Source organism: Leptothrix mechoopdaensis (SeqCode) (assembly GCF_053893855.1).
On sequence record NZ_CM132699.1, the window covers coordinates 5,015,464 to 5,037,929 of the forward strand.

The following is a 22,466-nucleotide window of genomic DNA, read 5'->3' on the forward strand; positions in this document are numbered from 1 at the left end:
ATGAGCACGCAAGAGTCAAGTCATCCATCGAAGGGAACCGACATGAAGAAGACCAACGAGACGGAGTCCACCGTCGCTGCCAGCGGGCAGCGGCGCGTGGCGCTCCCGACATGGACACGCCGGGGCGCGTATGTCCTGGGCGCACTGGGCGCTGCCAGCCTGTCCGTCGCCGTGACCGCCCAGGTGGCGGCCGACTACTGGGGTGATCCGCCGACGATCGACCCGTCCGCCTACGTCGAGCCCGCCGTGGGCGACCTGGCCAGCGACGCGCTGAAGCTGCTGCCGCATTCGAACCATGCCTCGTTCGAAGGCACCGCCAACGACGCCAAGGCCGACGTGTTCGTCGAGACCTCGGTGCCGCTGACGGCGCAGACGACCAACGCGATCCCGACCGGTGGCCGTCCGAGCCCGCTGTTCAGCGCGACCGACTACAGCGCGCCGCTGCTGATGTTCGAGGAGTTCGGTCCGCAGAAGCTCGACCCGACCATCGACACGTCGACCTACAAGGGCTTCCCGGCCCCGACGCTCGGCCCGGCGCCGGAACAGCATCCGACGCTGCTGACCCGCAGCGCGCCGTCGTCGTCCGCGATCGAGAGCTTCCTGGGTCAGAAGGGCATCAAGCCCTATCCGACCAACCACTCGAACACTTTCGACCGCAACCCGTGGAACGCGGTGGCCTCGCAGTTCGTCGGCCGCAACATCGACGGTCCGGCCGAAGGCCGCCCGCCTGGCGAGGGCTGGGCCCACCAGCGCTGGAACGAGTTCTTCCCGCAGACCTACTTCCAGACCGTCCAGGGCACCTCGCGCACCAACCTCGGCGTGCGCGACAAGATGCAGCGCCACGGCTACGCGGCGGGCACCGAGTTCGGACCGGCCGGCCTGTACAACAAGACCGCCGGCACGACCGCGACGGCCGGCACGACCAAGGGCATCGACATCCGCTTCCACCCGGGTCTGCCCAAGCAGCACTCCGGTTCGGTGTGGACCTTCGACGGCACGATGCCGCCGAAGCTGCTGCAGGTTCGCTACGGCGAAGGCGTGCTCATGCGCCACTACAACGGCCTGCCCGTGGACCCGGCCGCCAACAAGGGCTTCGGTCTGCACACCATCTCGACCCACCAGCACAACGGCCACAACCCGGCCGAAAGTGACGGCGTCGCGCAGGCCTTCTTCTTCCCGGGCCAGTTCTACGACTACCACTGGCCGATCCAGCTGGCGGGCTACGACACCATCAACACCGGTGCCACCGACCCGCGCGCAGGCTACCCCTGCGTGCCTGGCGAGACCCTGTACGTGAACGATGCAGCCGCCGGCAGCAAGACCTGCCCGGCCGACGGCGTGGTCCGCATCCGCGGCGACTGGCGCGAGACCGCCAGCACGCTGTGGTTCCACGATCACATGCTCGATTTCACCGCGCAGAACGTCTACAAGGGCAACGCGGCGATGATGAACCTCTACAGCGCCATCGACCGTGGCAACGAGACGTTCAACTGCCACTACAAGGACCCGAACGCGGGCAACCCGAACGTCGTCCCGAAGAACGTCAACCTGTGCCTGCCGTCCGGCAGCAAGCTGTCCTGGGGCAACCGCGACTACGACATCAACCTCGTGATCACGGACAAGGCCTGGGACCGTCAGGGCCAGCTGTGGTTCAACGTGTTCAACAAGAACGGTTTCCTCGGTGACCGTCTGCTGACGAACTTCGTCTACCACCCCTACCTCGACGTCCGCAACCGTCGCTATCGCTTTCGCATCCTGGACGGCGGCGTCTCGCGCTACCTGTCGATCGCCCTGGTCAAGATGTCCCCCAAGGGCAGCAAGACCCCGGGTGACATGCCCGGTGCGGCTGGCGAGACCTACACGTCGATCCCGTTCCACATGATCGGCAACGACGGCAACCTGATGGAGCACGCCATCCCGTTCGACGGCAAGACCGACCTGGACGGCAACGGCAACGCCATCGAGCACAAGGGCACCCTGCCGCAGCAGGCCATCGCCGAGCGCTACGACATCGTGGTCGACTTCGCCAAGTACGGCATCCAGCCGGGCGACAAGCTGTACTTCGTCAACCTGCAGGAACACACCGCGCCCGAGAAGGCCAACCGCCGCGTTCCGCTGGCCGACGTCCTGGCCGGTCGCTACAAGGCGATCACCAAGGACGACAACGGCGACGGCGTGGCCGACCGCTGGATCAACGGTGACCCGGCCGTGGGCCCCTTCATGGAGTTCCGCGTCAAGGCGATGGCCGCTGGCCAGGTCGACACCAGCATGGACCCGACGCTGTACGAGCCGGGCAAGCTGAAGATGATCCCGCTGAAGCTGGACCGTGACTCGAAGACGGACTACGTCAACAAGCTGCAGAACGCCAAGCACCGCACCTTCTCGTTCGGCCACAGCGGTGGCACCGATGACCAGCCCTGGACCGTCAAGGTCGACGGCGGCAACGGCAACAACGCCGACATGCGTCGCCTCTCGGCCGCCCCGCAGCTGTCGACCAATCCGACCGCTGGCGGTTCGGTGCAGAACGATTCGCCTTACGAGATCTGGTACCTGGAACTCGGCGGTGGCTGGGACCACCCGGTCCACATCCACTTCGAGGAAGGGATCATCCTGCGCCGCAACGGCAAGCAGCCGCCGGCCTGGGAGAAGTACGCCCGCAAGGACGTCTACCGGATCGGTGGTGACCTGCACGCAGGCTCGTCGGTGGAGATCGCGTTCCAGTTCCGCGAGTTCGCCGGCACCTTCGTCGAGCACTGCCATGCGACGCAGCACGAGGACAACGCGATGCTGTTGCGCTGGGACCTGGAGCGCAAGGGCCAGACCATGGCCATGCCCACGCCGATGCCGACCTGGGACGGCGTCCACTACACCGGCACGGCGGCCCTGACCACGTTCCGCTCGGGTCTGGGCGTCGGCCCGACCTACACGCTGCCCTGATGCAGCCGTGACCCTGGCGTGACAGGCTCCTCGCAAGAGGCCTGTCCGACCACCGGCCCCGTGATCCGCACCGGCGGATGCGGGGCAGGATCACCGAGGCGGCGCAACCCTTGCGCCGCCTCGTTTCGATTGGGGGCCTGTCTTGCCTCGCCCCCAGCCGAAACGAGTCAAGGCTCGAACCCTTTCCGAAGCAGGACCTGACTTTCCATGAAACCCTGGATCCGACGCCTCTCCCTGATCGGCGGCATCGCGGTCGCCGCGAGCATCGCCACGACGGTGGTCCTCGCCCAGCGCAATGCCACGGCCAAGCTGGACGAGACCGGCGGCGAGATCTGGGGCGCGAACTACTTCCCCAACACCGTGCTGACCGACCAGTACGGCCGCAAGCACCGGTTCTTCCAGGATCTGGTGAAGGACAAGGTGGTGGCGATCAACACCTTCTTCACCAGCTGCTCGGCCTCGTGCGGGCTGGAGACCGCGCGGATGCGCGAGGTCCAGACGCTGCTCGGGGACCGGGTCGGCAAGGACGTGTTCTTCTACTCGATCACGATCGATCCGCTGACCGACACGCCCGAGGAGATGAAGAAGTACGCCGAGCGTTACCACGTCGGTCCGGGCTGGCTGTTCCTGACCGGTGACGCGAAGGAGATCGAGCAGATCCGCCGCAAGATCGGCCTGTTCGACGACGAGGACCTGAAGAACCCGAACCCGAACGACCACCGTCTGCATTCGGTGGTCGGCAACCAGAAGACCGGCCGCTGGATGCGCGCCTCGCCGTTCGAGAACCCGACGATCACGGCCACGCAGATCGGCACCTGGCTGCACAACTACAAGGCGCCCGAGAGCGACGCGACCAAGTTCGAGCTGGCGCCGCAGATCGTGCGCAACCCGTCGGACGGCGAGAAGCTGTTCCGCACCCGCTGCGCCGCCTGCCACTCGGTCAACGCGGCGGACAAGTCGATGGCGGCGATGCAGAAGGTCGGCCCGAACCTCGACGGCATCGGCAAGCGCCGGCCGCGCGCGTGGCTCGAACACTGGGTCAAGGCGCCGGACCGCATGCTGGCCGACAAGGACCCGATCGCGCTGGCCGTCTACAACCAGTACAACAAGATCACGATGCCCAACCTGCGGCTGTCGGCCAAGGAAGTGGGCGAGGTGCTGGACTTCATCGACGAGGAAAGCGCCTTGCCGAACAACGACCGGCGCATCAAGCAGTAGCCCATGCGCCCGGGTCACGCGGGATGCGTGACCCCATCCGACAGGCCGTTGACAGGCCCTCGACCAGCCGCCCGCGAGGCGGCTTTTTCACGTCCGGCCGCCGCCGGAGGGTCGACCTCAGGATCGGCAAGAAATCACCAGCCGTTCATTAGCACATTTTCTTAATGATGTCTGAATGATGGTTGCAAAACTGCAACCGAAGCGGCGGCTTGTAGGACGCCTTTTGTGATTTCCACACGACTCGGGGGTTGGATTGCTGAATCTTTCAAATCTCTTCAGGTTCGCAATACTGGGCAAATTTCCCACCAAACTGGGTTGAATGATGCCCAGTTGGGGGATTGAAGCCCAACGCTGTCCATGAAGCGTGCGCCTTGTCACGGAAATGCCCGAGCTTTGTCGATGCAAGCATGGGTCATGCGACCCACGCAATGGCGCCCAAGTCGGGCCAGATCGGTGATTGATGCGGTGCAGACCCACTTGTATCGTCCGCTCCATAGACCTTAAGACTCTCTTTATGCGATTCACCTCCGCTTGCATCCAGATGCATTCCGGTGACGTACGAAGAAGTTCTTCTGAAGCTCGAAACGCGCTTGTCCGAGGTCCCGCGTTCAAGAACGGGGCCCACGGGCCGACATCGAGCCAGTGCCATCCATCGAAGGGAACTTCCATGAACAACTCGAACGACTCGAACGAACCCGCCAGCGAACCCGGCGCGCCTGGCGTGAACCGTCCGGCGCGGCCGGCCTGGACCCGCCGTGGCGCCTACGTGCTGGGCGCGATCGGCGCGGCCTCGCTGTCGGTGGCGGTGACCGCCCAGGTCGTGGTTGATGTCTGGGGTGATCCGCCCAGCATCGACCCGTCGGCCATGGTGGAGCCGGCCGTCGGCGACCTCGCCAACGAGGCGCTGAAGACGTTGCAGCACACCAACCACGCCTCCTATGAAGGCACGGCCACCGACTCGAAGGCCGATGTCTTCGTCGAGACCTCGGTGCCGCTGACGGCGCAGACCACCAACAAGATCCCGACCGGCGGCAAGCCGAGCCCGCTGTTCAACGCGACCTCGTTCAGCGCGCCGCTGCTGATGTTCGAGGAGTTCGGCCCGCAGAAGCTCGACCCGACCGTCGACACGACCGGCTACAAGGGCTTCCCCGCCCCGACGCTCGGCGCCGCGCCGGCCCAGCACCCGAGCCAGCTGACGCGCAGCGCCCCGACGGCGGCGGCGATCGAGAGCTTCCTTGGCCAGAAAGGCATCAAGCCCTTCCCGACGGCACAGTCCAACACGGTCGACCAGAACCCGTGGAATGCCGTGGCCAGCAGCTTCGTCGGCCGCGACATCAAGGGCCCCGCCGAAGGTCGTCCGCCCGGCGAGGGCTGGGCGCACCAGCGCTGGAACGAGATGTACCCGCAGACCTACTTCCAGACGGTCCAGGGCACCTCGCGGATGAACCTGGGCCTGCGCGACAAGATGCAGCGCCACGGCTATGCCAAGGGCGAGTTCGCACCGGGCGGCCTGTACCACAGCACGGCGGGATCGACCGCCACCAACGGCACGACCAAGGGCATCGACATCCGCTTCCACCCGGGCCTGCCGGTGCAACAGGCCGCGTCGGTCTGGACCTTCGACGGCACGATGCCGCCGAAGCTGCTGCAGGTGCGTTATGGCGAGGGCGTGCTCATGCGCCACTACAACGCGCTGCCCGTGGATCCGGCCGCCAACAAGGGCTTCGGTCTGCACACCATCTCGACCCACCAGCACAACGGCCACAACCCGGCCGAGAGCGATGGCGTCGCGCAGGCCTTCTTCTTCCCGGGCCAGTTCTACGACTACCGCTGGCCGGTCCAGCTGGCCGGCTACGACACCGTCAACACCGGCGCCACCGACCCGCGTGCGGGCTACCCGTGCGTGCCTGGCGAGACCCTCTGGGTCAACGACATCAGCCCCGGCAAGAAGACCTGCCCGGCCGACGGCGTGATCCGCATCCGCGGCGACTGGCGCGAGACCGCCAGCACGCTGTGGTTCCACGATCACATGCTCGATTTCACCGCGCAGAACGTCTACAAGGGCAACGCGGCGATGATGAACCTCTACAGCGCCATCGACCGTGGCAACGAGACGTTCAACTGCCACTACAAGGACCCGAACGCGGCCAACCCGAACGTCGTCCCGAAGAACGTCAACCTGTGCCTGCCCTCGGGCAGCGCGCTGTCCTGGGGCAACCGCGACTACGACATCAACCTCGTGGTCGGCGACAAGGCCTGGGACAAGAACGGCCAGCTCTGGTTCAACGTCTTCAACAAGGACGGCTTCCTGGGTGACCGGCTGCTGACGAACTTCGTCTACCACCCCTACCTGGACGTCCGTGCGCGCCGCTACCGCTTCCGCATCCTGAACGGCTCGGTGGCGCGCTACCTGTCGATCGCGCTGGTCAAGGAATTCCCCGGCAAGGGCGGCACGATGGCCGGCACCGGTGGCAAGACCTACACCCCGATCCCGTTCCACATGATCGCCAACGACGGCAACATCATGGAACACGCGGTCGCCTTCGACGGCAAGGCCGACCTGGACGCCAACGGCAACGCCGCCGAGCACCTGGGCACCCTGCCGCAGCAGGCGATCGGCGAGCGCTACGACATCGTGGTCGACTTCGCCAAGAACGGCATCAAGCCGGGCGACAAGCTGTACTTCGTCAACCTCCAGGAACACACCGACCCGGTCAAGACCAACAAGCGCCTGCCGCTGGCCGACGTGCTGTCGGGCAAGTACGCGCCGGCCGTGGCGGTCGATGACGATGGCGACAAGGTCCTGGACCGCTGGACCAACGGCGATCCGGCCATCGGCAAGTTCATGGAACTGCGCGTCAAGGCCATGCCCACCGGCCAGGTCGACACCAGCATGGACCCGGCCCAGTACGTCGAGGGCAAGCTGAAGATGGTGCCGCTGAAGTTCAACCGCGACAGCGCCACCGACCACGCCAAGCTGAAGGACTCGATCCACCGTTCGTTCACGTTCGGCCACAGCGGCGGCACCGACGAGCAGCCCTGGACCGTCAAGGTCGACGGTGGCTCCGGCTACAACGCCGACATGCGCCGCATCAGCGCCGCGCCCAAGCTGTCGGTCGACCCGACCGCCGGGGGTTCGGTGCAGAACGAGGCGCCCTACGAGGTCTGGTACCTGGAACTCGGCGGCGGCTGGGACCACCCGGTGCACATCCACTTCGAGGAAGGGATCATCCTGCGCCGCAACGGCAAGGCCCCGCCGGCCTGGGAGAAGTACGCCCGCAAGGACATCTTCCGCATCGGCCCGGACAACCAGGCCGGCTCGTCGGTCGAGGTCGCCTTCCAGTTCCGCGAGTTCGCCGGCACCTTCGTCGAGCACTGCCATTCGACCCAGCACGAGGACAACGCGATGCTGTTGCGCTGGGACCTGGAGCGCAAGGGCCAGACGATGGCCATGCCCACGCCGCTGCCGACCTGGGACGGCGTTCACTACACCGGCTCGGCCGCGCTGACGACCTTCCGCTCCGGCGGGGGCAAGGGCACGACCTACCAGTTCGGCCAGTGATCCGTCGCCTGTTGCCGATCGCCGCGCTCGCGCTGGTCGCGAGCGTGGTCACCACGGTGGTGCTGGCTCAGCGCATGAGCCAGCAGCCGGCGCCGGTCGACGAGACCGGCGGCGAGATCTGGGGCGCGAACTACTTCCCCAACACCGTGCTGACCGACCAGTACGGCCGCAAGCACCGGTTCTTCCAGGACCTGGTGAAGGACAAGGTGGTGGCGATCAACACCTTCTTCACCAGCTGCTCGGCCTCGTGCGGGCTGGAGACCGCGCGCATGCGCGAGGTCCAGACGCTGCTCGGCGACCGGGTCGGCAAGGACGTGTTCTTCTACTCGATCACGATCGATCCGCTGACCGACACGCCCGAGGAGATGAAGAAGTACGCCGAGCGTTACCACGCCGGCCCGGGCTGGCTGTTCCTGACCGGTGACGCCAAGCAGATCGAGCAGCTGCGCCGCAAGCTGGGCCTGTTCGACGACGAGGACCTGAAGAACCCGAACCCGAACGACCACCGGCTGCACACCGTCATGGGCAACCAGAAGACGGGCCGCTGGATGCGCGCGTCGCCGTTCGAGAACCCCGCCGTCACCGCGACCCAGATCGGCAGCTGGCTGCACAACTACAAGCAGGTGGCCTCCAAGGACACCCGCTTCGAGCTGGCGCCGCAGATCCTGCGCAACCCGTCTTCCGGCGAGAAGCTGTTCCGCACCCGCTGCGCCTCCTGCCATTCGGTCAATGCGGCCGACAACTCGATGGCGGCGATGCAGAAGGTCGGCCCGAACCTCGATGGCATCGGCAAGCGCCGGCCGCGCGCCTGGCTCGAACGCTGGGTTCGCGAACCGGACCGCGTGCTGGCCGACAAGGACCCGATCGCGCTGGCGCTCTACAACCAGTACAACAGGATCGCGATGCCCAACCTGCGCCTGACCGCCAAGGAAGTCGGCGAGGTGCTGGACTTCATCGACGAGGAAAGCGCGTTGCCCGTCAACGACCGGCGCATCAAGCAGTGACGCGCCGACAGGGGCATCACCGGCCCCTGAGGAACAGGGTGTCGAGTTCCTTCATCGTGACCTGACGCCAGGTCGGCCGGCCGTGGTTGCACAGGTCGGCGCGGTCGGTGTTCTCCATGTCGCGCAACAGCGCGTTCATCTCGTCGATCGTCAGCCGGCGGTTGGCGCGCACGGCGCCGTGGCAGGCCATCGTCGCGAGGATCTCGTCGTGGGCGCGCTGCACCAGCGTGCTGGCCTCGCCGGTGTCGGCCTGACCGAGGTCGGCCAGCACCGAACGCGCCAGCGCGACCGGATCGGCGTCGTGCAAGGCGGCCGGGCGCGAACGCAGCGCCAGCACGCCGGGCGACAGCGGGCTCAGGTCCAGGCCGAGCGCACGCAGCGTCCCGGCATGGGTCTCGGCCGTGGCGATCTCGGTGGGCGTCGCCGCGAAGGTCGCGGGGATCAGCAGTGGCTGGGACTGGATGCCGGATTCGGCATGGCCCTCGGCAGCACCGCGCCGTTCGGCGAAGTCGCGCTTGAGGCGCTCGTAGACGATGCGTTCGTGCGCCGCGTGCATGTCGACGATGACCAGCCCGCGCCGGTTTTCGGCCAGCACATAGGCCCCGCCCAGCTGCGCCAGCGCGCGGCCCAGCGGCCAGGCCTCTTCGGGGTCGATGGCAGGCTCAGGCATTGAGCCACCGCCCGAGAAGGCCGTGCTGATCGGGGCGGTCGCTTTTCCATCGATCGACACGGGCCAGCTGCGCGGCGGCACCGGCTGCGCATAAAGCGCGGCGGCTTCCTGCAAGGCCAGGGCGCCTTGCACACGCGGCATCGTCGGCGGGGTCCAGGCCGGGTAGGTCGGTGATGCGGTGGGCGGCTGGGCCGGCGACGACGCGGCCGGCACGTTGGCCGCGTCGCCTTCGGCGGGCGCCTCGGCGCTGCGCGACACCGCGATCGCGCCCTCGACCGCGCGGCGCAGGGCCTGGTGGACCTCGCGCGAATCGCGGAATCGGACCTCGGCCTTGGTCGGGTGGACGTTGACGTCGACCCGCTCGGGCGGCAGCTCGATGAACAGCACGTAGCTGGGCTGGCGCTGGCCGTGCAGCACGTCCTCGTAGGCCGAACGCACGCCATGCGCGACCAGCCGGTCACGCACGTGGCGGCCGTTGACATAGGCGTACTGCAGGTCGGCGCGGGCGCGTGCCGCCTCGGGCAGGCCGACCCGGCCGATCACCCGCAGCGGGCCGGCCTGGCTGGTGACGGCGCGGCTGGCGACGATGAAGTCGGCCCCCAGCACGTCGGCGATGCGCTGTTCGGGTGTCGCGGCGCGCCATTGCTCGACCAGCCGGCCCTCGTGCCAGACGGCAAAGCCGACGTCCGGGCGGGCCAGCGCGTGGCGGCGCACGGCGTCCAGGCAATGGGCCAGCTCGGTCGCATCGGTCTTCAGGAACTTGCGCCGCGCGGGCGTGGCGTAGAACAGCTCGCGCACCTCGATGGTCGTGCCGACCGCGCGGGCGGCCGGCGTCAGCTCGCCGGTGCGGGCGTCGATGCGCATCGCGTGCGGCTGGCCGGCGTGACGGCTGGTGATGCTCAGTTCGGCCACCGACGCGACGGCGGCCAGCGCCTCGCCGCGAAAGCCCATCGTGCCGACCTGTTCCAGGTCGTGCAGGCTGCCGATCTTGCTGGTGGCGTGGCGGCGCAGCGCCAGCGGCAGTTCATCGGCGGGGATGCCGCAGCCGTCGTCCTCGACGCTGATGCCGCGCACGCCACCGGCCGCCAGCCGCAGCGTGATCTGGCGGGCGCCGGCATCGAGCGCGTTGTCGAGCAGCTCGCGCACGACCGAGCCGGGCCGCTCGATGACCTCGCCGGCCGCGATCTGGCTGATCAGCTCGTCGGGCAGTTCGCGGATCGGCCGCCGCGCCGGGGCTTGGGCAAGGGTCGTGTCGGAAGGGGCGACGGCATCGTTCAGGCTCATCGCTTCGATTCTAGGGAGCGGCCCTTCAGCGCAGGTAGCGCCCGCCCGGTCCGATCTGCACCAGCTCGACGTAGCGCGAGCCGGCGCCGTCACCGCGCTGGAAGTCGACGTCCATGCCCGACAGCGGCAGCTGCAACGTCGCCAGCCGGTCACGCAGGCCACGGCGCTGCACCCGCGGGCCGGCGCGGCGCAGCGCCTCGACCAGCACCTGGGCGGTCAGGTAGCCCTCCAGGCTGGCATAGCCGACCCGCACCTGGGCCGGCTCGCAGGCGCGGCGGTAGTCGGCCAGCTGGGGTTGCGCGTCGCTCCACGGGTGCGGCACGACCTGGGTGATGACGACGCCCTCGGCGCGCTTCAGGCCGCCCTCGATCAGCGCTTCGCCGCCGCCCATCGACATCGCGTAGATCGCCGGCTGGCGCTTGAGCGCGCGCACCTGCTCGATCAGGCCGAGCATCTGGTGCGCCGGCAAGGCCAGCAGCAGGGCTTGCGGATCGAGCGCGACCAGCTTGCGCGCGGCTTCCTGCAAGGTGGCCGGGTCGTCGGTGACGCTGGCCTGGGAGATCGGCCGCAGCCCGCGTTCGGCCAGCGCCGCGCCCAGCACGCCGGCCGACTCGTTGCCGTCCGGCCCGCTGCGGCTGACGATCGCCACGCGCGTCAGCCGCAAGGTGCCGAGATGGCGCACCAGCACCTCGGCCTGGCGGGCCTGGCTGGCGCGGACGTGGAACTGCCAGCCGGGCAGGGACTCGCGCTGGCGGTCCTGCAGCGACATCGCGCCGATGCAGGGCGCGCGCGCCTCGGCCGGGATCTGCGCCAGCGCGGCCTGGCAGGCGGCGCCGACGGGTCCGAGCCAGGCCATGAACGTGGCTTCCGAGCCCAGCCGCTGCGCCTTCACCGCCAGCATCGCCGGGGCCAGCCCGCCACTGTCGAGGCGGACCCAGCGCAGCTTGCGACCACCGATGCCGCCGCGCGCGTTGGCGTCGTCGAGAGCGAGCTTCATGCCGGCGAGCTGTTCGTGGCAGGCCGCGTCGAGCAGGGCGCCTTGCGGGCCGATCTGGCCGATCAGGATGCTGTCGTCGTTGGCCGCGTGCGCGGCGGTGGCCATCAGGGCGGGCAGTGCCGGCCAGCCGGGCAAGCCGGCCAAGGCGAATGACGAGCGGAGCAGCGAACGACGGCGCATGGGAGACAAGGCTTGGACAGGCCGCGAGTGTGCAGGCCGGGCGTTCACGGCTGAAGGCCGGAAACGGCAAATTGTCGCAAGCTGTGACGGGATGTACGGAAATGTCGGCCCGGATAATCCCGGCCATGGAAATCCTGGCCGTCCTCTTCGATTTCGTGCTGCATGTGGACCAGCACCTTGCCCAGTTCGTGGCCGATCACGGCGCCTGGATCTATGCCCTGCTGTTCGTGATCATCTTCGTCGAGACGGGGGTCGTCGTGATGCCCTTCCTGCCCGGCGATTCGCTGCTGTTCGTGGTCGGCACGATGTGCGGGCTGGGCCTGATGAGCCTGCCGCTGGCGATGGCGCTGCTGCTGCTGGCGGCGGTGCTCGGCGACCAGCTGAACTACACGATCGGCCGCACGATCGGGCCACGCGTGTTCCAGTGGGAGCAGTCGCGCTTCTTCAATCGCCAGGCCTTCCTGCAGGCCCATGCGTTCTACGAGAAACACGGCGGCATCACCATCGTGATCGCCCGATTCATGCCCTTCGTGCGGACCTTCGCGCCCTTCGTCGCCGGCGTGGCCGAGATGACGCGCAGCAAGTTCGTGGCCTTCAACGTGGCCGGTGCGGCGCTCTGGGTCGTCGGCCTGACCGGCGCGGGCTACCTGTTCGGCAACGTGCCGTGGGTGCAGACCCACCTGAGCAAGATCATCTGGGCCTTCATCGTCGTGCCGGGCCTGCTGGCCATCTTCGGCGCCTGGCGGGCCCGCCGGGCCGAAGCCGCGCAGGCTTGAACCGCGGGGCTCAGGTCATCCGGTTGCGGGCCATCCGGGGGTTCTTCGCGAAGTAGCGCGTCACCCCCGTCAGCAGCGCCTGCACCAGCTGCGCCTGGTAGGCCGGATCGCGCAGGCGGCGCTCTTCCTCGGGGTTCGAGATGAAGGCCGTCTCGACCAGGATCGACGGGATGTCCGGCGCCTTCAGCACCGCGAAACCGGCCTGCTCGACCTCGTCCTTGTGCAGCCGGCCGATGCGCCCGATGTGGCCCAGCACCTCGCGGCCGATCTTCAGGCTGTCGCGGATCTGCGCGGTCGTGCTCATGTCCAGCAGCGTGTTGATCACGTGCCGGTCGTTGGCCTTGATGTTGATGCCGCCGATCGCGTCGGAGCGGTTCTCCTGCTGCGCCATCCAGCGCGCCGCCGCGCTGCTGGCACCGCGTTCGGACAGCGCGAAGACCGAGGCGCCGCGGGCGGTCGGGCGGATGAAGGCGTCGGCGTGGATCGAGATGAACAGGTCGGCCTGCACCCGCTGGGCCTTGCGCACGCGCTCGTTGAGCGGCACGAAGTAGTCGTCGTCGCGCGTCAGCATCGCGCGCATGCCGGGCCGGCGGTTGATCTCGTCGTGCAGCTGGCGGGCGATGCGCAGCACCACGTCCTTCTCGCGCAGCCCGCTGGGGCCCGAGGCGCCCGGGTCCTCGCCGCCGTGGCCGGGGTCGATCGCGACGATCACCAGCCGGTTGATGCCGGCGCGGCCGGGGGGCAGCGTGGGCGTCGGCGGGGCGACGGGCGCGGTCGACGGTGCCGAGGCCGGCGGCAACGCGGCGACTGGCGGTGCCGCGGGCGGTCGTGGCGTGGCGGGCGGTGTCGCTGGCGATGTCGCTGGTGGTGTCGCGGGCCGGGGCTGGGTCTGGATCTGCCCGATCAGCTCGCCCAGCGCGTCGTCGACCTGGGAGGCCGCATCGGCCGAGGCCTCCGCCGCCGTCGGCTCCGAGGCCGATCCGGACGCCGCGATCGCCTGTTCGCGCGCCTGCACGACCTGCAGCAGCGGGTCGGGCCGCTGGGCCGGGTAGAGGTCGAAGACGAGGCGGTGCCGATACGGCGGGATCGGCTGCAGCGAGAACACCTGCGGCCGGCTCGCGCGCTTCAGGTCGAACACCATGCGGACCTTGCGCGGCTCGCTCTGGCCGACCCGCACGCGGGCGATGTTCGGGTCGTTCTGGCCGACCTTGGTGACCAGCTCGCGCAGCTGCGGGCTCAGCTCCAGGTCGTCGATGTCGATGGCCAGGCGCGGCGGGTCCTCGACCGCGAAGTGGCGCGTCGTCAGCGCGATGTCGGACTCGATGGTCACGCGGGTGTAGTCGGCCGAGGGCCAGACCCGCACCGCGACCAGGTTGGCGGCGCGGGCCGGCCCGCTGAAGGCGGTGAAGCTCAGCAGCAGGGTGCCCGTCTGCGCGAGCCACTGGCGTCGATCGTGGGGGTGCATCATGGCGATCAGGACGGTTGTGGCACCAGGATGGCCAGGGCGGTCAGCAGCGACCCGCCGAGCGCCGTGGCGGCCTCGACGCGGACCTCGCGGCTGCCGTCCAGGCGGGCCTCGATGTGCAGCGCCAGGTCGGCCGGCCCGGTCAGCCCGGCGATGCGCTCGGGCCATTCGACCAGCTTGAGTCCGGGCGAGGCGAAGAGTTCGCGGAATCCGGCGTCCTCCCATTCCTGCGGGTCGCCGAAACGGTAGAAATCGAAGTGCCAGGCTTCGCTTGCGGGTGTCGCGCCGAGGGCATCGGCCGGCAGCGCGTAGGGCTCGACGATCGCGTAGCTCGGGCTCTTGATGCGGCCGGTCACGCCCAGCGCCCGCAGCAGGTGCCGCACCCAGGTCGTCTTGCCGGCGCCCAGGCCGCCGTGCAGCTCGATGCAGGCACCGCGCAGCGCGGGCAGGGCGGCCAGCCGGCCGGCCATCGCGGCGCAGGCGGCTTCATCGGGCCAGGTCAGGACGAGGTGTCGGTTCAAGTCGGTTCGGGCGCCTCAGGGCGTGCCGGGGGGCGTTCCTAGAATCGTCGGATGACCTTCAGTCCATCCGAGCCGCAGCACCCCGATGCCACCTTGCTGGCTCGCGTGTCGCAACAGCTGCGCGGGTGGGCCGGGGCGCTCGGATTCTCCCAGATCGGTGTGGCCGACGCGGACCTGTCCGCCGCCGAACCCGGGCTGCTGGCGTGGCTGCAGGCCGGCTTTCACGGCCAGATGCACTACATGGCCGCGCACGGTCTCAAGCGCGCCCGCCCGGCCGAGCTGGTGCCGGGCACCGTGCGGGTCCTGAGCGTGCGGGCCGACTACCTGCCGCGCGACACCCCACCCGACTGGCGCGAGCGTGAACAGGCCCGCCTGCAACGCCCCGGCGAGGCGGTGGTGTCGGTCTATGCCCGGGGCCGGGACTACCACAAGGTCGTGCGCCAGCGCCTGCAGCAGCTGGCCGAGCGCATCGCCGCCGAGATCGGCCCGCACGGCCACCGCGTCTTCTGCGATTCGGCCCCGGTGCTGGAGGTCGAACTCGCCAGCCGCGCCGCGATCGGCTGGCGCGGCAAGCACACGCTGCTGCTCGACCGCGACCACGGCTCGATGTTCTTCCTCGGCGAGATCTACGTCGACCTGCCGCTGCCGGTCACCGACTCACCGCACGCGACCCAGGGGGCGTGCGGCAACTGCACGGCCTGCCTCGACGCCTGCCCGACCCAGGCCATCGTCGCGCCCGGCCGGCTCGACGCCCGCCGCTGCATCAGCTACCTGACGATCGAACACGACGGCCCGATCCCGACCGAGCTGCGGGCGCCGATGGGCAACCGCATCTACGGCTGCGACGACTGCCAGCTGGCCTGCCCGTGGAACAAGTACGCGAAGGTCAGCGCCTTGCCCGACTTCGACGTCCGCGAGCCCTTCCGCGCCCCCACCTTGCTCGCGCTGTGGTCCTGGGACGAGCCCACCTTCCTGCGCCTGACCGAAGGCAGCGCCATCCGCCGCATCGGCCACGCCCGCTGGCGCCGCAACCTCGCCATCGCGCTGGGCAACGCCTGGCGCGAGACCGCCGACCCGGCCATCGCCACGGCCCTGCAGGCCGCCGTCGACGCGGGGCCGGCCGATGCCGTGCTGGCTGAACACCTCACCTGGGCGCTGGCGCAACGCGGCTGACGGTGTGGCGAGGCGGTCCCCCCTCAAGAGGGAGTGCCAGACCGGAAAACGCTTTCGAGAATGGGGTGATGACCCACCCGCAGGCCTTGCCCCATGTCGAGAAGGCCATCGTTCCGGTGGCGAAGCTGAGGGACTACGCGCTGAATCCGCAGCATCCGCGTGGCGGATCGAAGGCCAGGGTGTTTGCCTCTGCGCTGGGCTACACCCGCGACAACTGGCGAGATCTTGCGGAGGCGATCCTCCGGGCCCTGCCCGAGCATCCCGCCGTCTCGAGACCAGCGCGTCGAGGCGGTCAGGAGTTCGCGGTGGACTTGCTCATCCTTGGCCCACGGGGTCGTGCTACTGTCCGAACGGGTTGGATGATCGACACGGGCCAGCAGGCCCCGCGACTGACGACTCTCTACGTGAACGGAGGACCCGATGCTTGAAGAACTGGATGTCGTGCGCGTGAAGCGGGCCCTTCCGTCTGCCGGCATCGCGGCGGGTTCGGAGGGGACCATCGTTCATGCGTTCCCTCAGCCGGAAACTGAGTTTCTCGTCGAGTTCGCCGATCAGGAAGGCCGCACGCTGGCCACCGAGGTCCTGCGCTCCGATGAGCTGGAACTGGTCTGGCGCGCCGGCCACGACCGTCCCGGTGATCTGCGCGCCGCTTGACGACGCGCCGGATCCTCAGCGAACAGCCCGCCATGCGCGGGCTTTCTTGCGCCACGACCGACCTCGTCCCCTTCACCCCCGCTCGATCAGGATCGCCCGGAAGTCGTTGACGTTGGTCAGCGTCGGCCCCGTGACGACGGCGTCGCCGAGGGCCTCGAAGAAGCCGTGGCCGTTGTTGTCGGCCAGCTGGTCGAGCGGGCGCAGGCCCAGGTCCCAGGCGCGGCTCAGGGTGTCGGGGCCGATCAGCGCGCCAGCCGTTTCCTCCAGGCCGTCGACGCCGTCGGTGTCGCCCATCAGCGCGTGAATGCCGGGCTGGCCGTTCAGGGTGATCGCGCAGGACAGCAGGCATTCGACGTTGCGGCCGCCGCGGCCCTGGCCGCGCACGGTCACGGTCGTCTCGCCGCCCGACAGCAGCACGCAGGGCGGCTCGAAGGGCTGGGCGCGGCGGGCAATCTGCAGGGCCAGGCCGGCAAGGACCTTGCCGACGTCGCGGGCCTCGCCCTCGATCGCGTCGCCCAGGATCAGCGGCGTGTAGCCACTGTCGCGGGCGACGGCGGCGGCGGCCTCCAGCGCCATCTGCGGCGTCGCGATCATGCGGGTCTCGCAGCCGGCCAAGCGCGGGTCATCGGGCTTGATCGACTCGCCGGCGCCGCTCTCCAGCACCGCGCGCACCGGCTCGGGCAGCGCGATGCCATAGCGGCGGACGATGGCCAGCGCGTCCTCGCAGCGGCTGGCGTCAGGCACGGTCGGGCCTGAGGCGATGTCGGCTGGCTGGTCGCCCGGCACGTCCGAGATCAGCAGCGTCAGCACGCGGGCCGGGTGACAGGCGGCGGCCAGCCGGCCGCCCTTGATGGCCGACAGGTGGCGCCGCACCACGTTCATCTCGGCGATGGTCGCGCCCGAGGCCAGCAGCGCACGGTTGACGGCCTGCTTGTCGGCCAGCGTCAGGCCGGGCAGCGGCAGCGGCAGCAGCGACGAGCCGCCGCCCGAGATCAGGCACAGCACGGTGTCCTCGGGCCCCAGGCTGCGGGCCAGCGCGAGCAGCCGTTCCGCAGCGGCCAGGCCGGCGGCATCGGGCACCGGATGCGCCGCCTCGACGATCTCGATGCGCTGGCATGGCACGGCGTAGCCGTAGCGCGTCACGACCAGGCCGCTGAGCTGCGCCAGGTCACCGGGCCAGGCCCGCTCGACCGCCTGCGCCATCGCCGCCGAGGCCTTGCCCGCGCCGATCACGACCAGCCGGCCGTTGGGCAGCGAGGCCGGGTCGGGCAGGTGGGCGGCGATGTTGACCTCCGGCTGGGCCGAGGCGATCGCGGCGTCGAACATCCGGCGCAGCAGCGTGCGGGCGGGCAGGGGATTGGTCGTGTCGGCTTGCATGGAAAACATCCTAGGTCAGCTTCCCCCGCCGATCTCGAAGTTCGCCATCTTCTCGAGCGCCCGCACCATCGCCGAATGGTCCCAGCCCTTGCCGCCGTGGGCCGCGCAGGCGTTGAAGAGTTCTTGCGCCGTGGCCGTGTTGGGCAGGCTGACACCCAGCGCACGGGCGCTGCTCAGGGCGAGGTTGAGGTCCTTCTGATGCAGCTCGATGCGGAAGCCCGGCTCGAAGGTGCGCTTGACCATGCGCTCGCCGTGTACCTCCAGGATGCGGCTGGCCGCGAAGCCGCCCATCAGCGCCTGGCGCACCTTGGCCGGATCGGCGCCAGCCTTCGCCGCGAACAGCAGCGCCTCGGCCACCGCCTCGATGTTGAGCGCCACGATGATCTGGTTGGCGACCTTCGCGGTCTGGCCGTCGCCATGCCCGCCAACGTGGGTGATGTTCTTGCCCATGCGCTCGAACAGCGGCCGGATGCGCTCGAACACCGCCGTCTCGCCGCCGACCATGATCGACAGCGTCGCGTTGCGCGCCCCGACCTCGCCGCCGGAGACCGGCGCGTCCAGGTGATCGGCGCCGAGCGCCTCGATGCGCGCGGCCATGTCCTGCGTGGCGATCGGCGAGATCGAGCTCATGTCGACCACCGTGGCGCGGGCCGCGCCGGCCGGGCGCTGCTTCAGGCCTTCGGCGATGCCGGCGGCGCCGAACAGCACCTTCTCGACGTCGGGCGTGTCGGGCAGCATCGTGACGATCACGTCGGCGCGCTGCGCGACCTCGGCCGCGCTGGCGCAGCGCGTGGCCGGGCTGTCGACGATCGCCGGCGGCAGCTTGCTGCGGGTGTGCACGAAGACGTCGTGGCCGGCGGCGATCAGGTGGCCGCACATCGGTGCGCCCATGATGCCCAGGCCGATGAAGCCGATGCGTTGTCGTGTCATGTCGGGGTCTCCTTCTTGTCGTCGGTCAGTTCAGCGGTGGCTCAGGCCGTGAGCCTGCCGATGTCGTGCAGCCAGCCCAGGCCGGCTTCGGTCGTCGTCGCCGGCTTGTATTCGCAGCCGACCCAGCCGCGATAGCCGATCGCATCGAGGTGGCGGAACAGGTTGCCGTGGTGGATCTCGCCGGTGCCGGGCTCGTGGCGGCCGGGGTTGTCGGCGATCTGCACATGGCCGATGCGGTCCAGGTGCCGGCTCAGCGTGCCGCAGAGCTCGCCCTCCATGCGCTGCGCGTGATAGCAGTCGAACTGCACCCGCGCGTTGCGCGCGCCGACCTCGTCGAGGATGTCCAGCGCCTGCGCCGTGCGGTTGACGAAGAAGCCGGGGATGTCGAAGGTGTTGATCGGCTCGATCAGCAGCCCCAGCCCGGCCTGGTCGAGTTCAGCCGCCGCATGGCGCAGGTTGGCGACCAGCGTGGCCCGAAGCACCCGCTCGTCGGCGCCGAGCGGGGCGATGCCGGCGAGGCAGTTGAGCTGCGGCACGCCGAGTGCGCGGGCGTAGGTGATGGCGCGCTGGACGCCGTCGCGGAACTCGTCGATGCGGTCGGGCAGGCAGGCGATGCCACGCTCGCCGGCGGCCCAGTCGCCGGCCGGCAGGTTGTGCAGGACCATCGTCAGGTCGTGCGCCTCCAGCCGGGCGCGCAGCACCTCGGGCGGGTGCTCGTAGGGGAACTGGACCTCGACGGCGCGGAAGCCGGCCGCGGCGGCGGCGGCATAGCGGTCGATCATCGGCACCTCGGTGAACAGCATCGAGAGGTTGGCGCTGAAGCGTGGCATGCGTGGGTCCTGTCTTCGTCTGGTCGTGGGTCTGGTGCAGGGTTCCGTCGGGGCGCGGAACGGATCGTGATTCTGGTGGTCGCGGCTCAGTCCAGCATCGTGGCGACCACCGCCGTCGGGGCGTCGGCCGGCTCGGCGGCGAGCGGCTCGAACTCGATGATGTTGTCGATCTCGGTGCCCATCGCGATGTTGGTGACGCGCTCGAGCAGCACCTCGATGACGACCGGCACGCGATGTTCGGCCATCCAGGCGTCGGCCTGCGCGATGGCCGGCGCGAGTTCCTCCTGGCGGTGCACGCGGATCGCCTTGCAGCCCAGGCCCTCGACCACCTTGATGTGGTCGACGCCATAGCCCATCGCCGGCTCGTCGCTGGCCGTGTTGATGTTGTCGAAGCCGAGCTGCACGCAGTGGTCCATGTTGAAGCCGCGCTGGCTCTGGCGGATCAGGCCGAGGTAGCTGTTGTTGACGACCATGTGGATGTAGGGCAGCTTGAACTGCGCGCCGACCGCGAGTTCCTCGATCATGAACTGGAAGTCGTAGTCGCCCGACAGCGCGACGATGCGCCGCCCCGGATCGGCCGCCCGCACGCCGAGGGCGGCCGGCACGGTCCAGCCCAGCGGGCCGGCCTGGCCGCAGTTGATCCAGTGGCGCGGGTGGAAGACGTGCAGGAACTGCGCCCCGGCGATCTGGCTCAGGCCGATCGTGCTGACGTAGGTCGTGTCGCGGCCGAAGGCGCGGTTCATGCACTGGTAGACCCGCTGCGGCTTCATCGGCACGGTGTCGAAATGGGTCTTGCGCTGGTACTCGACCGAGGACTTGCGGGCCAGGCATTCGCGGGCCCAGCTGCGCCGGTCGGGCAAGGTGCCGGCGGCGGCGCGTTCGCGGGCGACCTCGACGAACAGGGCCAATGCGGCCTTGGCGTCCGACACGATGCCGTAGTCGGGCGCGAAGACGCGGCCGATCTGCGTCGGCTCGATGTCGACGTGGATGAAGCGCCGGCCCTTGCAGTACACCTCCGGCGAGCCGGTGTGGCGGTTGGCCCAGCGGTTGCCGATGCCGATGACGAAGTCGCTCGCCAGCATCGTCGCGTTGCCGTAGCGGTGGCTGGTCTGCAGGCCGCACATGCCGGCCATCAGCGGGTGATCGTCGGGGATGCTGCCCCAGCCCATCAGCGTGGGGATCACGGGCATGCCGGTCAGCTCGGCGAACTCGACCAGCAGGTCCGACGCGTCCGCGTTGATGATGCCGCCACCGGCCACGATCAGCGGCCGCTCGGCACTGGCCAGCAGGTCCAGCGCGTGTTCGATCTGACGCCGCGTAGCGGCCGGCTTGTAGACCGGCAGCGGCTCGTAGGTGTCGATGTCGAACTCGATCTCGGCCTGCTGCACATCGAAGGGAAGGTCGATCAGCACGGGGCCCGGACGGCCCGAGCGCATCAGGTGGAAGGCCTGCTGGAAGGCTCGCGGCACCTGGGCCGGCTCCATCACCGTGGTCGCCCACTTGGTCACCGGCTTGGCGATGCTGGCGATGTCGATGGCCTGGAAGTCCTCCTTGTGCAGCCGGGCGCGCGGCGCCTGGCCGGTGATGCACAGGATCGGGATCGAGTCGGCGATGGCCGAATACAGCCCGGTGATCATGTCCGTGCCGGCCGGCCCGGAGGTGCCGATGCACACGCCAATGTTGCCGGCCCGCGCCCGGGTGTAGCCCTCGGCCATGTGCGAGGCACCCTCGACGTGCCGGGCCAGGATGTGCCCGATGCCGCCATGCTCGCGCATCGCCGCATACAACGGATTGATCGCGGCGCCGGGCACCCCGAAGGCCTGCGTCGCGCCTTCCTTCTCCATCACCAGCACGGCGGCCATCGCGGCCTTCATCTTCGCCATCGCTTGCTCCAGTGGTTGTTGAAACGACTGGTGCGGATGGTGTCGAAGCGGACCCGCCGGCAGAAGCGCAGTGCGGGCATTCCGGCCATTCCGGGGAGGAATGGGTGGGGCGTCAAGACGCCCTTCAGGGGGATGCGAGGCGGGCGTGAGTGCCGCCAAGAATGGTCGATGCCACATCCGGATGCGTTGCCGAACCATGAACGGGCGGTCATACCCGAGGCCAAGCTCGACGGCTATGCCTTGAACCCCGAGCACACCGTTGGCATGCACAAGGCTCGGGTGTTTGCGGCTGTGCTTGGAATGGAACGAGGGCACGCAACACAGCTGGCGTCAGCCATCCGCGACGGTCTGCCCCATGCTCCGGCCATCAGACGACACGCCGACCGACACGGGCAGCGCTACCTCGTTGACCTACCGGTGACGGGCCCGAACGGAACTGCTATGGTCAGAACGTGCTGGATCGTCCGCCTGCAAGGGGATGAGCCCCACCTCACCAGCGTCTATGTGAAGGAGGACATCAGTTGACCTACGAACTGCTCGATGTGGTCGCGGCCGCCACGGATGTCCCCGCCTTCGGCGTCAAGGCTGGCGATGTCGGTACCGTGGTGGAGGTGCACAGCTCCGATGCCTATGAAGTCGAGTTCTGCAACGACAGAGGCGAGACGCTTGCCCTGTTGGCGATGACAGCTGCCGAATTGAGGCCGGTGCTGCCTGTGCGGCAGGCGGCCTGAGCCGCCGGGACGTCCACAGGCCCGCCTTGCGCGGGCCTTTTCACGTCTGCCCGCGCTCAATCCGGCTTGGGCGCGGCCATCTTGTCCAGCCACAGCTCGCCGCCGGTGGCCCAGTCGTGGCGTTCGATGTCGAAGAAGACGACGTCGACGCTGGAGGCGTTGCCGCCGATGGTGCGCACGGTGGCTTCGGTGAGGGCTGCAGCGAGTGCGCGCTTCTGTTCGACGGTGCGGCCGGTCATCAGTTCGACGCGGATGGTGGGCATGGGTCAGGGCT

Annotated in this window: 19 protein-coding genes; 10 read left to right on the forward strand and 9 right to left on the reverse strand. The window is 69.2% G+C overall.

The genetic code is table 11. The features are described 5' to 3' along the window. The first annotated feature begins 42 nt into the window (after positions 1-42). From ACWA7K_RS21970 to ACWA7K_RS21985, 4 genes are all read left to right on the forward strand, one after another. Positions 43-2,937, forward strand: coding sequence for a multicopper oxidase domain-containing protein (locus tag ACWA7K_RS21970; RefSeq protein WP_456164323.1), 2,895 nt, complete (start codon positions 43-45; stop codon positions 2,935-2,937). A 207-nt stretch (positions 2,938-3,144) separates the two neighbouring features. Then, positions 3,145-4,155, forward strand: a complete 1,011-nt coding sequence (locus tag ACWA7K_RS21975; protein WP_456164325.1) for an SCO family protein — start codon at positions 3,145-3,147, stop codon at positions 4,153-4,155. A gap of 667 nt (positions 4,156-4,822) precedes the next feature. Further along, complete coding sequence (locus tag ACWA7K_RS21980) at positions 4,823-7,717, forward strand: multicopper oxidase domain-containing protein (RefSeq protein ID WP_456164327.1); 2,895 nt, start codon at positions 4,823-4,825, stop codon at positions 7,715-7,717. Beyond that, positions 7,714-8,721, forward strand: coding sequence for an SCO family protein (locus tag ACWA7K_RS21985; RefSeq protein WP_456164329.1), 1,008 nt, complete (start codon positions 7,714-7,716; stop codon positions 8,719-8,721). Before ACWA7K_RS21980 ends, ACWA7K_RS21985 begins: the two co-directional genes overlap by 4 nt. A gap of 16 nt (positions 8,722-8,737) precedes the next feature. Here ACWA7K_RS21985 and mutL read toward each other — a convergent pair whose 3' ends face one another. Together mutL and ACWA7K_RS21995 are read right to left on the reverse strand one after the other, a co-directional pair. Continuing rightward, positions 8,738-10,675 (reverse strand): DNA mismatch repair endonuclease MutL, encoded by a 1,938-nt coding sequence (mutL, locus tag ACWA7K_RS21990; RefSeq protein WP_456164331.1) that lies wholly within the window; start codon positions 10,673-10,675, stop codon positions 8,738-8,740. A 25-nt stretch (positions 10,676-10,700) separates the two neighbouring features. Then, positions 10,701-11,852 carry an ABC transporter substrate-binding protein gene (locus ACWA7K_RS21995; protein ID WP_456164333.1) on the reverse strand — a complete coding sequence of 384 codons (1,152 nt, stop codon included), beginning with the start codon at positions 11,850-11,852 and terminating at the stop codon, positions 10,701-10,703. Between the two features lie 125 nt (positions 11,853-11,977). Here ACWA7K_RS21995 and ACWA7K_RS22000 point away from each other — a divergent pair, with 125 nt between their 5' ends. Further along, on the forward strand, positions 11,978-12,628 hold the full coding sequence (locus tag ACWA7K_RS22000; protein ID WP_456164335.1) for a DedA family protein: 651 nt from the start codon (positions 11,978-11,980) through the stop codon (positions 12,626-12,628). Between the two features lie 10 nt (positions 12,629-12,638). On the opposite strand, the gene ACWA7K_RS22005 is transcribed toward ACWA7K_RS22000, so the two are convergent. Both ACWA7K_RS22005 and tsaE read right to left on the reverse strand, forming a co-directional pair. Continuing rightward, the gene (locus ACWA7K_RS22005; protein WP_456164337.1) at positions 12,639-14,096 is read right to left on the reverse strand and encodes an N-acetylmuramoyl-L-alanine amidase; all 1,458 of its coding nucleotides are present in this window, start codon (positions 14,094-14,096) and stop codon (positions 12,639-12,641) included. A 5-nt stretch (positions 14,097-14,101) separates the two neighbouring features. Beyond that, positions 14,102-14,614: a tRNA (adenosine(37)-N6)-threonylcarbamoyltransferase complex ATPase subunit type 1 TsaE gene (gene tsaE / locus ACWA7K_RS22010; RefSeq protein WP_456164339.1), complete on the reverse strand. Its 513-nt coding sequence runs from the start codon at positions 14,612-14,614 to the stop codon at positions 14,102-14,104. Between the two features lie 117 nt (positions 14,615-14,731). On the opposite strand from tsaE, the gene queG reads away from it, so the two are divergent. The 3 genes from queG to ACWA7K_RS22025 all read left to right on the forward strand — a co-directional run bounded on the left by queG (position 14,732) and on the right by ACWA7K_RS22025 (position 16,441). Next, on the forward strand, positions 14,732-15,787 hold the full coding sequence (queG, locus tag ACWA7K_RS22015; RefSeq protein WP_456168911.1) for a tRNA epoxyqueuosine(34) reductase QueG: 1,056 nt from the start codon (positions 14,732-14,734) through the stop codon (positions 15,785-15,787). 68 nt (positions 15,788-15,855) lie between these two features. Beyond that, positions 15,856-16,215: a DUF6883 domain-containing protein gene (locus ACWA7K_RS22020; protein ID WP_456164341.1), complete on the forward strand. Its 360-nt coding sequence runs from the start codon at positions 15,856-15,858 to the stop codon at positions 16,213-16,215. Beyond that, positions 16,208-16,441 carry a DUF4926 domain-containing protein gene (locus tag ACWA7K_RS22025; RefSeq protein WP_456164343.1) on the forward strand — a complete coding sequence of 78 codons (234 nt, stop codon included), beginning with the start codon at positions 16,208-16,210 and terminating at the stop codon, positions 16,439-16,441. The genes ACWA7K_RS22020 and ACWA7K_RS22025 overlap by 8 nt, the downstream gene beginning before the upstream one ends. 72 nt (positions 16,442-16,513) lie before the next feature. On the opposite strand, the gene ACWA7K_RS22030 is transcribed toward ACWA7K_RS22025, so the two are convergent. From ACWA7K_RS22030 to gcl, 4 genes are all read right to left on the reverse strand, one after another. Next, positions 16,514-17,818 carry a glycerate kinase type-2 family protein gene (locus ACWA7K_RS22030; protein ID WP_456164345.1) on the reverse strand — a complete coding sequence of 435 codons (1,305 nt, stop codon included), beginning with the start codon at positions 17,816-17,818 and terminating at the stop codon, positions 16,514-16,516. A gap of 15 nt (positions 17,819-17,833) precedes the next feature. Continuing rightward, on the reverse strand, positions 17,834-18,748 hold the full coding sequence (locus ACWA7K_RS22035; RefSeq protein ID WP_456164347.1) for a 2-hydroxy-3-oxopropionate reductase: 915 nt from the start codon (positions 18,746-18,748) through the stop codon (positions 17,834-17,836). A gap of 41 nt (positions 18,749-18,789) precedes the next feature. Continuing rightward, positions 18,790-19,578: a hydroxypyruvate isomerase gene (gene hyi / locus ACWA7K_RS22040; protein ID WP_456164349.1), complete on the reverse strand. Its 789-nt coding sequence runs from the start codon at positions 19,576-19,578 to the stop codon at positions 18,790-18,792. A gap of 86 nt (positions 19,579-19,664) precedes the next feature. Then, positions 19,665-21,461, reverse strand: a complete 1,797-nt coding sequence (gene gcl, locus ACWA7K_RS22045; protein WP_456164351.1) for a glyoxylate carboligase — start codon at positions 21,459-21,461, stop codon at positions 19,665-19,667. Positions 21,462-21,629: 168 nt separating this feature from the next. Between gcl and ACWA7K_RS22050 the strand changes: the two genes are divergently transcribed. Both ACWA7K_RS22050 and ACWA7K_RS22055 read left to right on the forward strand, forming a co-directional pair. Beyond that, a complete protein-coding gene (locus tag ACWA7K_RS22050) occupies positions 21,630-21,986 on the forward strand; it encodes a DUF6883 domain-containing protein (RefSeq protein WP_456164352.1) in 357 nt (118 codons plus the stop codon). Then, on the forward strand, positions 21,983-22,192 hold the full coding sequence (locus ACWA7K_RS22055) for a DUF4926 domain-containing protein (RefSeq protein WP_456164354.1): 210 nt from the start codon (positions 21,983-21,985) through the stop codon (positions 22,190-22,192). Before ACWA7K_RS22050 ends, ACWA7K_RS22055 begins: the two co-directional genes overlap by 4 nt. Positions 22,193-22,248: 56 nt before the next feature. On the opposite strand, the gene ACWA7K_RS22060 is transcribed toward ACWA7K_RS22055, so the two are convergent. Further along, on the reverse strand, positions 22,249-22,455 hold the full coding sequence (locus ACWA7K_RS22060) for a 4-oxalocrotonate tautomerase (protein WP_456164356.1): 207 nt from the start codon (positions 22,453-22,455) through the stop codon (positions 22,249-22,251). Between the last annotated feature and the right edge of the window lie 11 nt (positions 22,456-22,466).

Bases quoted from the DNA above. Each gene is read 5' to 3' on its own strand.
- ACWA7K_RS21970 (WP_456164323.1), top strand. From the start codon at position 43: ATGAAGAAGACCAACGAGACGGAGTCCACCGTCGCTGCCAGCGGGCAG.
- ACWA7K_RS21975 (WP_456164325.1), top strand. From the start codon at position 3,145: ATGAAACCCTGGATCCGACGCCTCTCCCTGATCGGCGGCATCGCGGTC.
- ACWA7K_RS21980 (WP_456164327.1), top strand. From the start codon at position 4,823: ATGAACAACTCGAACGACTCGAACGAACCCGCCAGCGAACCCGGCGCG.
- mutL (WP_456164331.1), bottom strand. From the start codon at position 10,675: ATGAGCCTGAACGATGCCGTCGCCCCTTCCGACACGACCCTTGCCCAA.
- ACWA7K_RS21995 (WP_456164333.1), bottom strand. From the start codon at position 11,852: ATGCGCCGTCGTTCGCTGCTCCGCTCGTCATTCGCCTTGGCCGGCTTG.
- ACWA7K_RS22000 (WP_456164335.1), top strand. From the start codon at position 11,978: ATGGAAATCCTGGCCGTCCTCTTCGATTTCGTGCTGCATGTGGACCAG.
- ACWA7K_RS22005 (WP_456164337.1), bottom strand. From the start codon at position 14,096: ATGATGCACCCCCACGATCGACGCCAGTGGCTCGCGCAGACGGGCACC.
- ACWA7K_RS22020 (WP_456164341.1), top strand. From the start codon at position 15,856: ATGACCCACCCGCAGGCCTTGCCCCATGTCGAGAAGGCCATCGTTCCG.
- ACWA7K_RS22025 (WP_456164343.1), top strand. From the start codon at position 16,208: ATGCTTGAAGAACTGGATGTCGTGCGCGTGAAGCGGGCCCTTCCGTCT.
- ACWA7K_RS22030 (WP_456164345.1), bottom strand. From the start codon at position 17,818: ATGCAAGCCGACACGACCAATCCCCTGCCCGCCCGCACGCTGCTGCGC.
- ACWA7K_RS22035 (WP_456164347.1), bottom strand. From the start codon at position 18,748: ATGACACGACAACGCATCGGCTTCATCGGCCTGGGCATCATGGGCGCA.
- hyi (WP_456164349.1), bottom strand. From the start codon at position 19,578: ATGCCACGCTTCAGCGCCAACCTCTCGATGCTGTTCACCGAGGTGCCG.
- gcl (WP_456164351.1), bottom strand. From the start codon at position 21,461: ATGGCGAAGATGAAGGCCGCGATGGCCGCCGTGCTGGTGATGGAGAAG.
- ACWA7K_RS22050 (WP_456164352.1), top strand. From the start codon at position 21,630: ATGCCACATCCGGATGCGTTGCCGAACCATGAACGGGCGGTCATACCC.
- ACWA7K_RS22060 (WP_456164356.1), bottom strand. From the start codon at position 22,455: ATGCCCACCATCCGCGTCGAACTGATGACCGGCCGCACCGTCGAACAG.